Here is an 11,203-nt window from a genome sequence, read left to right as displayed (position 1 = left end):
GTCCCTCGCTCGGCCGGGGCGCACCGCATGGCAGGTTGCGCGGCGCGCCCCGGGCCGGCCAGCGCCCCTGCTCGTGCTGAGCGAAGCAAGCCGGCCAGCTGTTCCCAGGTGGGCGTCGGTGTGTCGTGGGGTGGGCTACAGAGCGCGTTCCAGGCGGTCTGCCGTCAGTTTGACGAACCGTGCAGGGTCCTTGGGCTGGCCGCCTTCGGCGAGGACCGCCAGGCCATGCAGGACTTCGGCGGTCTCGCCGAGCTCTGCGTGGTCTTTTCGCTCGTTGTACGCCTGGTTGAGGGCCTGCACCAGCTGGTGGTGGGGGTTGAGTTCCAGGATCCGCTTGGTGCGGGGTACTTCCTGCCCCATGGCGCGGTACATGTTCTCCAGAGCCGGGGTCAGATCGCCGTTGTCCGAGACCATGCACGCGGGGGAGACGGTCAGCCGCGAAGACAGGCGTACCTCCTTGATGTCCTCGCCCAGCTCCTGCGTCATCCATCCGAGGAGTGCTGCGTACTCCTCGTCCCGCTTCTTCTGCTCCTCGTCGGAGGTGTCGCCGCCCCGGGTGTCGAGGTCGATCTGGCCCTTGGCGACGGAGCGCAGCTTCTTGCCCTCGTACTCGCCGACCGCGTCGGCCCAGACCTCGTCGACCGGGTCGGTCAGCAGTAGGACCTCGATGCCGCGGTCCCTGAACGCCTCCATGTGCGGGGAGGCTTCGATGCTCTGCCGGGACTCCCCGGTCAGGTAGTAGATGGCGTCCTGCCCCTCCTTCATCCGTTCCACGTACTGCTTGAGGGTCGTCTGCTCGGTGTCGTGGTGCGTGCTGGCGAACGATGCGACGGCGAGGAGGGCGTCACGGTTTTCGGAATCGGTGACGAGCCCTTCCTTGAGGACCGTGCCGAACTCCCGCCAGAGAGTGGCGTAGTGGTCGGGGTCCTTGGCCATCATGTCCTTGACCGTGGAGAGGACCTTTTTCGTCAGGCGACGGCGCATCATTTCGATGTGGCGGTCCTGCTGGAGGATCTCCCGGGAGACGTTGAGCGACAGATCTGCCGCGTCGACGACCCCCTTGACGAAGCGCAGGTACGGCGGCAGCAGTGCTTCGCAGTCCTCCATGATGAGGACCCGCCTGACATAGAGCTGCAGGCCGCGCTTGTAGTCACGGGTGAACAGGTCGAAGGGGGCATGGGCCGGCAGGAACAGCAGGGCCTGGTACTCGAAGGTGCCCTCCGCCTGGAGCCGGATCGTCTCCAGCGGGTCACGCCAGTCGTGGCCGACGTGCTTGTACAGCTCGTGGTACTCCTCCTCGGACACCTCGTCGCGGGACCGCGCCCACAGCGCCTTCATGGAGTTCAACGTCTCGAGCGCCGGTGCCCTGTCGCCCTTGCCGTCGTCATCGCTTTCGGCGGCCGGAGTTTCGGGTGCCATGCGGATGGGCCAGGTGATGAAGTCCGAGTACCGCTTGATGATCTCCCGGACCTTGAACGCCGACGTGTAGTCGTGGAGTTGGTTGTCGGGGTCGGCCGGCTTGAGGTGCAAGGTGACCGAGGTGCCTTGCGGCGCGTCAGCGACCGTCTCCAGGGTGTAGGTGCCCTCACCGCGGGAGGTCCAGCGGGTGCCTTCCCCTTCCCCGGCGCGTCGTGTCAGCAGGGTCATCTCGTCGGCCACCATGAAGCCGGAGTAGAAGCCGACGCCGAACTGGCCGATGAGCCCTTCCTCTGCCTCTTCCTTGGCCTCGCGCAACTCTTGGAGGAACTGGGCGGTGCCGGAGTGGGCGATCGTGCCGATCAGCTGCCCGACCTCGTCGTAGGACATGCCGATGCCGTTGTCCCGCACCGTGAGGGTGCGGGCGTCCTGGTCGATGCCGATCTCGATGTGCAGGTCGGAAATGTCGGCGTCGAGCGTGTCGTGACGCAGCTTCTCCAGGCGCAGTTTGTCGAGTGCGTCGGAGGCGTTGGAGACAAGTTCGCGGAGGAAGACGTCCTTGTTCGAGTAGACGGAGTGGATCATCAGCTGGAGCAGCTGACGGGCCTCGACCTGGAACTCGAAGGTCTCGGTCGGCATGGTCGCGGATACCTCACAATTCAGTCATCGGAGCAACGTGATCAATTGCAGGAAGAGGGTCTGGGGCGCCGCTGAGCAGGCAGTTGAAGCGTGGTCGCGAGAAGCCGACGGTGCCAGTTCCGGGGTTGTGAACGCCTTACCCCGTGATGCCTGGCCGAGGTCGTTCCGCCAGGCATCCCATGGGGCGGGGCGCGGTCTGTCGCGGGGTGGGGCATCAGTCGGGATTGTTCGTGGTCGTGGTGGAGGTTGTGAGGGTGTCGAGTCGGGCGGCGAGGTCGGGGTGGGCTGCGAGGTGTGGCTGTGTGGCTTTGAGGGGTGCGAGGAGTGCGGTGGGGTCGTCCTGGCCGAGGGCCTCGTCGAGCTGGCGCAGGGGTTGGCGAGCTGCCGCCGGGAGGTCGGTGAGGGCGGTGATCTGGCCGGCGATGCGGCGCAGACCGGCGGCGTGGCGGCGGGCCCAGGCGGTGGTGCTGCGCTGGGCTGCGCGGTGGTCGCGGGTGGCCTGGACGCGTTGTTCGCCGGTGCTTCCGGCGGGGCCGGGCCGGCCGCGCAGGTAGCGGCGTTCGGCGGCCTGGCGGCTGGCGACGCCGAGGGGAGGGGCAAGGTCGGCCCAGCTTGCGCCTGCCTCGCGGGCGGTTTCGATCAGGCCGGTCTCCCAGCCGGCGAGTTGCTCACGGACGTGTCGCAGTAGGTGCAGCGAGGCGAGGGCTTGCTCCGGGCCCACGTCGGACGCGGACGCGGTCGCGGGGGTGGGTGTGGGTTGGTGCTGGGCGGCTTGCAGGGCGTTGTCTATGGCCTCCAGGGCTGCCGCGGCCGCGAGGAAGGACGCCGGGTTCGGGGCGCTGGCCCTCGCGGCGGGCGGCCTGTCGGGTTGGTCGGGTGACTTCATGGGCACCTCCTTCTGTGGTCGTCGCCTGGATGACGTCGAGGTTGTCATCCATTGGATGACATGTTACAACGGTTTCCGTGAGGCGCATTGGCAGCAACTGCCTGAACCTGCTGGAGGTGTTTTCCGATGTTGATGCGCACTGACCCCTTCCGTGAGCTGGACCGTCTGGCTCAGCAGCTGGTGGGCCCGGGGACGTGGTCGCGGCCGTCGGCGATGGCGATGGACGCCTACCGTGAGGGCGACGCGTACGTCGTGGTCTTCGACCTTCCCGGCGTCAGCGCCGAGGCGATCGACATCGACGTCGAACGCAATATGCTGACCGTGAGGGCCGAGCGCCGGCCGGTGGCGAAGTCCGACGACGTGCAGATGGAACTGTCCGAGCGGCCGCTGGGCGTCTTCTCCCGCCAGATCGTGCTGGCGGACACGCTCGACACCGAGCGGATCAAGGCCGACTACGACGCCGGCGTGCTGACCCTGCGTATCCCGATCGCCGAGCGGGCCAAGCCCCGCAAGATCGCTGTCGGCGGGGGATCGGACCGCAGGGAAATCTCCGGCTGAGCCATCGGCGACAGCAGGCCGAGCAGCAGCGCAGGACGGGCGCCTCGCTCTCTTCGCCCGTCCTCCGCTCCACGGGCTGAGGAAAGGTGGCGGTCGATGTGACCTTGCGAATGGAAGCGTTCCTCGACCGCGTGACCGAACGCGGCGAGTACACCAACCGACAGGAAGCCGACCGAGCGGCCCGCGTCGTGCTGGCCCTGCTGGGCGCACATCTGGTGGGCGAGGTGCGCGCCCAGCTGGCGGCTCGCCTGCCGGACGGTTTCGCCCTGATCCTCCTCAACCCGCTGCAGGCAACCGAACCCCTCTCCCCGGAGAGGTTCGTCAGGGCGACGGCGGCCTGGATCGAAGGGGCCACCGAGCAGACCGCCGCCTGGGACGTCAGCGCCGTGCTCAGCACGGTCGCCGACGCGGCCGGCGACGACCTCATGTCGAAGATCCTGCTCCAGCTCCCCGCGGGCTACGACCTCCTCTTCGGCCACCCCCAACCCGACTGATCACACTCACCGGATGCCCGCGGACCCGCACGGGAGTGCCGCCGCCCTCCCGTCCTACCGGGCCCCCGCGACCGAAACACGAAAGGCAGCCACTGCAGTGACGACCGACCTGCATGCACCGCTGCAGCACAACTCCACCAGCACCTACGAGCAGATGCTGGAGAAGGTCCGCTACGAAGGGGCCTACCCCACCCGGGAGAGAGCCGAAGAAGCCGTCCGCCTCGTCCTCGCGGGCCTCGGACGCCAGCTGACGGGCGACGAACGCGTCGAGCTCGCTGCCCGCCTTCCCCTGGAAGCCGCACGCATCCTCTCCGCACAGATCCCCACCCTCCAGCCCTTGACCGGCTGGGCCTTCGTCAAGGACCTCGCCACACAAGCCGGTGCTTCCCTCGCCACCACCCGCTGGGACACCGGATCCGTCCTCACAACTGTGGCTACCCTCGCCGGCCCCGACCTCCTCACCCGAATCCTGCAGCAGCTTCCCACCGGCTATGCTCTGCTCTTCGGCCAGGCCCAACTCACCCCAGCCCTGTAGCGGCCGCGGAATCCTGTACGCCTGGGACGTCGATCGGTTGCGGCGTGGGCTGCTACCGGCGTGAGCGACGGAGCGGGGAGCGGCAGTGGCCGGCGGGTGGGTCCCCTCTGTTCGCCGACGTATACCGTTGGAGGGGACGGGACGATGGCTGCTGAGATAAGGGATTTGCTGTGCTGGCGAGGTCCGGCCTCGGTGAACGTCTTCGTCATCGGCTCTGGCAACACCCCGTTGCCGGAGGAGGCCTTTCACCTCGCCGGGATGGTCCCTGACGCCTTCCTGTCTTTCCCTCTGTTGGGGCAACCAAAGGCCATCGAGCGACTCGGTCTAGTGTCATACGACCTTGACTTCTCTGACGTCTCGCTCGATCTGCGCGAGTACACGGGAGCAGTACTGCGGCGTGTCTGCGCAGACACGCGGGCAGTGGCCTGGGCAGCTTTCGAGGGCACGTTCCACTACGACGAACTCCTCACCAGCCGGGTGGCCCATCAGGTGTATGGCTACTGCACGACAGGCGCCGAACCGGTAGTTGAGTGGGACACTGCGGCCCTGCGAGGCGACAAGTGGCGTAACCGAATTGCCGAGGCCCGAGCGGCTTTGGACGCCTTGCTCTCCGCTTCGGAGGTAGGAACGAGGCAAGAAGGCGGCGACGACTGCTGATTGACTGCATGACATCCGAACCTCCATATGGAGGCCCAGACGTGTGCAGGCCACTGCCCTAAGGGCTGTCATATCCCCCTAGGCGTGGGTCTGACCGGCCGCGTCCCCTTCGCCTGCTCTCGGTGTGCTGCGTCGGCGAGAACCCAGGAGCATCGTGGAGGCTCTCCCGGGTGAAAGCCCGTCTCTTTTGTGCCGTGGCCGCAGCGGCCGGCTCTCGCTCAGGTTTCCAAGCTACGGATCGCCTCGTCCAGCCACGCCCTCTCCTCGGCTCCGGTGGCACGCGCGATGCGCAGCATGCCCTGCCGGAACACGTCCGGTGCTTCCTCGGCTCGAACCGGCTCGCCATCGCGGTAGAAGAAGCTTGACGGGGTGTCGAGGAAGGACTGACGGCGTCGGAGAACGGCGGCCTGCTCGGCGCGGTCCGGCAGGTGGCGCAAGAATGCCAGCAGTGTGAAGAAGCGTTGCCCGTCGGTGATTTCTGTGTCTTTGGGGTTCCTCAGGCGAGCCAGCAGTTCGGTCCGGCCTGTCTCCGTGAGGGACAGGATCCGGCGATGTGCGGCACCGCTGCCGGGTTCGGTGCGTTGCTCGAGGAGGGCTGCCTTCGCCAGCCGTGCGATGGCTGGATAGAGCGCGCCGTCGCTGACCGGACGGATGTGGCCGCTGAGGGCTTGGATGCGTGCCTTCAGCTCGTAGCCGTGCAGGGGCTCCTCGTAGAGGAAGCCGAGAATCGACAGCTCCAGCATGCACCGATCTCCTGGTTCGCTCGTCCGTGGGCTTGTTCCCTCCGCTCCGTCATGTTATCTCTTTTCGCTGTACCTCGATTCGAGGTACAGCGAAAAGAGGGGGACCTGCCATGGGTGCAACGGAACACCGTCGCAAGCTGATCTCGCTTGCCTATCCGGTCTACTTCGAGCTCCTCGCCGGGGTCACAGCCGGGATCATCAACATGCTCTGGGTCGCCCGACTCGGCGGGGACGCGGTCGCCGCGGTGGCGGTCGCCACCAACGTCGAGAACCTCCTGCTGGGCGTCATCCTCATCGCCGGCTCCGGCACGACCGTGCTGGTCGCGCGTGCCAGGGGTGCGCGAGATCCGGCGGCGATACGTTCGGCCGTACGCGGCGGCTGGGCGCTCTGGGCACTTGTCACACCCCCGATCGCCATCGGCGGATACCTGTTCCGCGAGCCGCTGGCTCGACTCGTGCTGGGCGGCCACGGCCCTTCTCTGTCCCTCGCCGGCGACTACCTCTCGATCGCGTTTCCCGGCGTCGCGGTGTTCTTCGCCACCAACGTCGTTGACGGCATCCTCAAGGGCACCGGCGACACTCGTACCCCGATGAAACTGTCAGTGGTGGCGAACGCGCTGGTACTCGGACTGGATCCCGTCCTTGTTCTCGGTCTGGGACTCGGAGTGCGCGGGGCTGCGATCTCCACCGTGCTGGGGCGGGCAGCCGCACTCACCTGTGGTCTCCTCGTTCTGCACCGCAACGGCACACTGCGGCAGGCCGCGAGCGAGACCTCACCCCAAGCCGGCAAGCTCATCACCGACGTGCGCAGAACCGCTGCGACCGGTCTGCCGATGTCTGCCGACTTCCTCATCAGGATGGCGGGGTCACTCGCGCTGGTCGCGGTCGTCGCCCACATCGGCGTGAGCGACGTCGCCGCCTACGGGATCGCGACCAAAGCGATGTACGTCGCGACCATGGCCTTCTATTCGGTACGCCAGGCTGCCGCCATCCATACCGCGCATCTGCTCGGTGCCGGGCGGGACGAGCGGCGCAGCATCGGACACCAGGCACTGGCCCTCGCCGGAGGGCTGGGACTCACGGCCGCCCTGGCACTGCTCGCCGCCGGACCGTGGATCATGCGGGTATTCGGTGCCGAGGGCCCGGTGGTCGAAGCCGGAGCGCTCTATCTGCGCGGCATTGGACCCTACCTCCTACTGCTGGCGTGCTTCATCGCCCTCGGCGGAGTCTTCGAGGGCAGCGGCAGTAGCCCGGCTCTCGCCCGCATCACGTCTGGCGGGGTGGCGCTGCAACTGGCGCTCGCCTACGGCATGTCGGGATCGGGTCTGGCAGGCATCTGCTGGGCCATGGCGCTGTCAATGGCGCTGCAGTGCATGGCCGTCCTCCGCTTGTACCGGCACACGCCACCGCGTGGAACCGCAGGGAGCGAGGCAAGCAGACCGAAATCCTCGGTCCCGGACAGCACCACGCCGACACCCGACCTACCCTGTGAACTCCGCTCCGATCTCGGGTTCTCAGGGGACGCTGGGACGCGATGCGTTCGCCCCGTCTGCCAGTGGCAGAACCCTGGCCCTATCAGGGCCGTCGATCACTACAGTCGCAGCGCATGAGGACGATGACAACGCGCCCGGTCCAATACCTGGCCGACGGCCTGACAATGATCGGACACCTCGCACTTCCGGCCGGTTTCGACCGTCGGCCCGCGGTTCTGGTCGGGCCCGAAGGGATGGGGCTCAGCGACGTCGAGCGCCGCCGGGCCGATGCGCTCGCCGAGCTGGGATACGTGGCACTGGCCTTCGATCTCCACGGCGGTCGCTACCTGGAAGACCCCGAGGAGATGCTCGCCCGTTGCATGCCGTTGCTCGCCGACCCCGACCGCATGCGAGGCATCGGCCACGCGGCGCTCGACGTGATCCGCGCCGAGCCGCGGACCGACCCCGACCAGATCGCCGCCGTCGGCTACGGCACTGGGGGCGCCATCGCGCTGGAACTCGGACGTGCCGGCGTCAACCTGCGCGCGATCGGGACGGTCAATGCCCTGACCACGGGCCGGCCGGGCGAGACGGCGCGCATCCGCTGCCCCGTGTGGGCCGGAGTGGGTTCGGAAGACCCGATCATGCCACGCGCGCAACGGGAGTCATTCGCCGCGGAGATGCAGGCCGCAGCCGTCGACTGGCGCCTCGTCGTCTATGGCGGCGCCTTGCACGCCTTCCACCACCCACCGGTCGACCACGCCGTGGTCCCCGGAGTCGGTTACCACCCACAGCACGCACAGCGAGCCTGGCGTGACGTCCTCGACCTGCTCGCCGAGTGCCTGCCGCGTAACAGAGGTTGTCGGGTGGGTACGGTGCGTGGTCCCATCTCGCCATGAGCAGAGCCGCAGACGTCATCGTGCTGGCCCCCTACAGTGACGACGTGATGGAACCGCTGACCCGCGAGGACCCCGGCCGGAGCTGGCGGGGGCGGTTCGAACCTGTGCAGGGCCAGGACGGCGGCTTCGGCTACGGCTGGGCGCTCGAGTTCGACAAAGCCCATGGACGTTCCGGGCTCCTCGCAGATCTGCAGGCGCTGCCCTGGCCGAATCCGCACGGGGTGCAGGTGCTGATCCGCGACCAGGACGACGACTGTTTCGGCCTGTGGATGTTCCACGACGGCAAGCTGGTGGAGGTGGCGTTGCCGCGCACGGAGCGTTTTCACGAGCCTGCACCGCCGACCGACGAGTTCGTGCCGAGCCCCGGGATTCTGCTGCGCACTGACGCTCACCAGCGACTGCCCAAGCAGACGCCGCCGGAGCTCCGGGACCCCCGCCCGGCGTGGTAGGGCTTGGACTCCGTCGAAGTTGCCGCGCCGGGCGGCGATGAGAGCCCGGATCCATCAGGTGGAAAACCCTTAGCCGGGTCCTGTCTCATGGCCGCGTCGCGTGCTCGGAGGTTGGGTCCCGGGGCGGGACTCGATGGTGCCAGATGCGCCGACGGCTGCCGCCGTTGGCCGCACTTCATCTCGGCCCTGCACCAATCTGACGGACATGGAGAGTCGCTGGAGTCTGCGTTCCGAAGACGCGAAGTCTGAAGACTCCGAACGGCGGTCGATCTCGATCTCGGTGTCCTTCAAAAGCCCTGCGGCTGCTCCGTCGTCCGTGCAGGCAGTGACCGGCTGGCTCCTCCGGCGGCCTTCCTGGCCCTGTCTGCGGCCACCGCCGTCACTGGGCCCTCGCCTTCGCCACCAATGACCCCGCGCGTTCCTGCCGTCAGGCGGGCCGCCGCCGCGGTGACCGGCTCTGCGCGCTCTCCGGGTACCTGTTGCCTGACAGCAGCAGTCTTCTATGGCCGCACGCCGCGCGGCGGTCACGGCCGGTCCGAGTACAACCGTCGCCGCCCCGAGCCATCGACGCTTGAGAACACGGCCGCGGCACCGGCCCGCCGGCGCGCTGCAAAGGCCGTCTGGTTGACGGCCCTCCTATCCGTACAGGCTTTCCGTTCGGCTTCCCGACCTATGCCCGACAGATGGTCCTTGATTCCGCATCGGAGGCTCTCGTAGCTGCGGCCCCTTCCCCAGGTGGTGACCGTCCCGTGGACCGTGCCACCCGTGCAGGTGACCGTGAACGTCCCCGTCACGAGTCTGAGGCCCACGGCCTCGACGAACCGGCCCCTGACCGTGGCATCGGAGTCGTTGATCATTTTCGACGTCGTGAGTTCGGCCGGATCGTGGAGGGCGACGCGGGAATTGATCGGTTCCAGCATCTCCGAAGTCTTGTCCTCCAACGATGCCAGTGCGTCGGTAGAGCGCACCCCCGCTTCGACGGCTGTGGGCGAGATGCTGGCCGACAGCGTGCGGATCAACTTCGGCTTGGGGGGAGAAGCCGAGCCATGTGCCGGTATCTGGATCTCCTTGGCATCGGAGAGTCCGATCAGGGCTGTTCGGTGGACAACCGACTGCCAGGTGAAACCGTCCGCCTGGCACCTGGGCGTAGCCGGAAGCGAAGGCGATGGCTTCTGGGCGTCGCTGGTGCGGAGCGGCGACTGCTCCTGCGCGGCGCACGCAGTGAGCATGGTGACGGCACACGCTGCCAACAGGGCAGATCTCAACTCGGTTCCTTGCTTTCGGACGGCCTTGCCGGGGCTGCTGGCCGCTCAGCATGCCAGGGCGGTGATAGTTCCCGTCGATAAGGTCCGGCACTGTTCGGTTGGGCGGTGATGAGTGGGCCTGTCTACCATGACCGTCGTCGGTCTGTCGGCGTCGGCGCGGGCGGTGGATCTGACGCAGCCCATCGCAGACCTGGTGGACGTGAGCGTGTGGAACCGCGATCCGCTGCTTGGCTCCGCCCTATCTCCGCGGCCTAGGGCCTGTCCGACGAGTCGAGTGACTCACCTGGCGGTGGCTCGTTCCGGCTGATGTGGGCCGGGGTGATCTATCGGACGACGAGTGGGCTCGACTCGAACCGCATCTGCCCAAGAACCTTGGACGGGGCGGACGTTGGCAGTGTCACCGGCGCGTGATCAACGGGATTCTGTTCCGGCAGCGCACTGGCCTGCCGTGGCGTGATCTTCCGACCCGCTTCGGGAAGTGGAAGACGGTCTATGACCGGCATCGCAGGTGGTCCGCGGATGGCACGTGGGAGAGTCTCCTGCGGACGGTCCAGGCCGACGCCGATGTCGAGGGGCAGATCGACTGGAGTGTGGTGAGCGTGGATTCGACGGTCTGCCGCGCCCATCAGCAGGCGGCCGGGGCTCATCACCGCTTGCCCCGGGTGCTGGGGCGCTGGCGCCGTCCCGCCGAACATCGCCCCGATGAGGCGCTCGGCCGTTCACGGGGTGGCCTCACGACGAAGATTCACCTGGCGAGTGACGGCAGCTGCCGCCCATTGGCCGTGCTGGTCACCCCCGGTCAGTGGGGTGACGCGCCACAGTTGATCAAGGTTCTCGATCGCGTTCGTGTCCGGCGCCCCACTGGCGGTCACCCGCGGACGCGACCGGACCACGTGTGTGGCGATAAGGCGTACAGCTCCCGCGGAAACCGCCGCTATCTGCGGCGACGCCAGATCAAGCACACCATCCCCAAGCCGAAGAATCAGAAGGTCAACCGCCAACGGCGCGGTAGCCACGGCGGGCGGCCGACCGGCTTCGACAGCACAACCTACAAAAGGAGGAACGAAGTCGAGCGTTGCTTCAATGCGCTCAAGGGCTCCAGAGCAGTGGCGACCCGCTACGACAAGAGGGCCTACGTCTTCCACGGCACGGTCACTCTTGCCGCGATTCGGCTGTGGCTCCGCTACTGA

Annotated in this window: 12 protein-coding genes; 8 read left to right on the top strand and 4 right to left on the bottom strand. The window is 67.6% G+C overall.

What is annotated here, in order from left to right; translation table 11 throughout:
- Positions 1–135: 135 nt before the first annotated feature.
- Together htpG and BLW57_RS01680 are read right to left on the bottom strand one after the other, a co-directional pair.
- On the bottom strand, positions 136–2,055 hold the full coding sequence (gene htpG / locus BLW57_RS01685; protein WP_093471611.1) for a molecular chaperone HtpG: 1,920 nt from the start codon (positions 2,053–2,055) through the stop codon (positions 136–138).
- 214 nt (positions 2,056–2,269) lie between these two features.
- Positions 2,270–2,941 (bottom strand): type III effector protein, encoded by a 672-nt coding sequence (locus BLW57_RS01680; protein ID WP_093471610.1) that lies wholly within the window; start codon positions 2,939–2,941, stop codon positions 2,270–2,272.
- A gap of 126 nt (positions 2,942–3,067) precedes the next feature.
- Here BLW57_RS01680 and BLW57_RS01675 point away from each other — a divergent pair, with 126 nt between their 5' ends.
- The 4 genes from BLW57_RS01675 (at position 3,068) to BLW57_RS01660 (ending at position 5,185) form a co-directional block, all read left to right on the top strand.
- Positions 3,068–3,499: an Hsp20/alpha crystallin family protein gene (locus tag BLW57_RS01675; protein ID WP_093471608.1), complete on the top strand. Its 432-nt coding sequence runs from the start codon at positions 3,068–3,070 to the stop codon at positions 3,497–3,499.
- A gap of 98 nt (positions 3,500–3,597) precedes the next feature.
- Positions 3,598–3,993, top strand: coding sequence for a DUF2267 domain-containing protein (locus BLW57_RS01670; RefSeq protein WP_093480452.1), 396 nt, complete (start codon positions 3,598–3,600; stop codon positions 3,991–3,993).
- A 154-nt stretch (positions 3,994–4,147) separates the two neighbouring features.
- The gene (locus BLW57_RS01665; protein WP_256339784.1) at positions 4,148–4,528 is read left to right on the top strand and encodes a DUF2267 domain-containing protein; all 381 of its coding nucleotides are present in this window, start codon (positions 4,148–4,150) and stop codon (positions 4,526–4,528) included.
- A 144-nt stretch (positions 4,529–4,672) separates the two neighbouring features.
- Positions 4,673–5,185 (top strand): hypothetical protein, encoded by a 513-nt coding sequence (locus BLW57_RS01660; RefSeq protein ID WP_143051565.1) that lies wholly within the window; start codon positions 4,673–4,675, stop codon positions 5,183–5,185.
- A 218-nt stretch (positions 5,186–5,403) separates the two neighbouring features.
- Here the strand turns inward: BLW57_RS01660 and BLW57_RS01655 are convergent, their stop codons facing one another.
- A complete protein-coding gene (locus BLW57_RS01655) occupies positions 5,404–5,928 on the bottom strand; it encodes a PadR family transcriptional regulator (RefSeq protein WP_093471604.1) in 525 nt (174 codons plus the stop codon).
- Positions 5,929–6,038: 110 nt separating this feature from the next.
- On the opposite strand from BLW57_RS01655, the gene BLW57_RS01650 reads away from it, so the two are divergent.
- From BLW57_RS01650 to BLW57_RS01640, 3 genes are read left to right on the top strand one after another with little or no spacing between them, the layout of a single operon-like run.
- A complete protein-coding gene (locus BLW57_RS01650; protein ID WP_093471602.1) occupies positions 6,039–7,538 on the top strand; it encodes an MATE family efflux transporter in 1,500 nt (499 codons plus the stop codon).
- Positions 7,535–8,299: a dienelactone hydrolase family protein gene (locus BLW57_RS01645; RefSeq protein WP_093471600.1), complete on the top strand. Its 765-nt coding sequence runs from the start codon at positions 7,535–7,537 to the stop codon at positions 8,297–8,299. Before BLW57_RS01650 ends, BLW57_RS01645 begins: the two co-directional genes overlap by 4 nt.
- Positions 8,296–8,748 (top strand): hypothetical protein, encoded by a 453-nt coding sequence (locus tag BLW57_RS01640; protein ID WP_093471598.1) that lies wholly within the window; start codon positions 8,296–8,298, stop codon positions 8,746–8,748. The genes BLW57_RS01645 and BLW57_RS01640 overlap by 4 nt, the downstream gene beginning before the upstream one ends.
- Before the next feature lie 524 nt (positions 8,749–9,272).
- Here BLW57_RS01640 and BLW57_RS01635 read toward each other — a convergent pair.
- Complete coding sequence (locus BLW57_RS01635; protein WP_093471596.1) at positions 9,273–10,013, bottom strand: hypothetical protein; 741 nt, start codon at positions 10,011–10,013, stop codon at positions 9,273–9,275.
- A gap of 308 nt (positions 10,014–10,321) precedes the next feature.
- On the opposite strand from BLW57_RS01635, the gene BLW57_RS01630 reads away from it, so the two are divergent.
- Positions 10,322–11,203 carry an IS5 family transposase gene (locus BLW57_RS01630; RefSeq protein WP_093471594.1) on the top strand — a complete coding sequence of 294 codons (882 nt, stop codon included), beginning with the start codon at positions 10,322–10,324 and terminating at the stop codon, positions 11,201–11,203.

It is taken from the genome of Streptomyces sp. 1222.5 (genome assembly GCF_900105245.1).
GTDB lineage: Bacteria > Actinomycetota > Actinomycetes > Streptomycetales > Streptomycetaceae > Streptomyces > Streptomyces albidocamelliae.
The sequence above is the reverse complement of the archived record's forward strand: the minus strand, read 5'-3'. Positions and strand labels throughout refer to the sequence as shown.

Coding starts and splice junctions, on each gene's coding strand:
- BLW57_RS01665 (WP_256339784.1), top strand. CDS start 4,148: ATGCTGGAGAAGGTCCGCTACGAAGGGGCCTACCCCACCCGGGAGAGA.
- BLW57_RS01660 (WP_143051565.1), top strand. CDS start 4,673: ATGGCTGCTGAGATAAGGGATTTGCTGTGCTGGCGAGGTCCGGCCTCG.
- BLW57_RS01645 (WP_093471600.1), top strand. CDS start 7,535: ATGAGGACGATGACAACGCGCCCGGTCCAATACCTGGCCGACGGCCTG.
- BLW57_RS01680 (WP_093471610.1), bottom strand. CDS start 2,941: ATGAAGTCACCCGACCAACCCGACAGGCCGCCCGCCGCGAGGGCCAGC.
- BLW57_RS01655 (WP_093471604.1), bottom strand. CDS start 5,928: ATGCTGGAGCTGTCGATTCTCGGCTTCCTCTACGAGGAGCCCCTGCAC.
- BLW57_RS01650 (WP_093471602.1), top strand. CDS start 6,039: ATGGGTGCAACGGAACACCGTCGCAAGCTGATCTCGCTTGCCTATCCG.
- htpG (WP_093471611.1), bottom strand. CDS start 2,055: ATGCCGACCGAGACCTTCGAGTTCCAGGTCGAGGCCCGTCAGCTGCTC.
- BLW57_RS01675 (WP_093471608.1), top strand. CDS start 3,068: ATGTTGATGCGCACTGACCCCTTCCGTGAGCTGGACCGTCTGGCTCAG.
- BLW57_RS01640 (WP_093471598.1), top strand. CDS start 8,296: ATGAGCAGAGCCGCAGACGTCATCGTGCTGGCCCCCTACAGTGACGAC.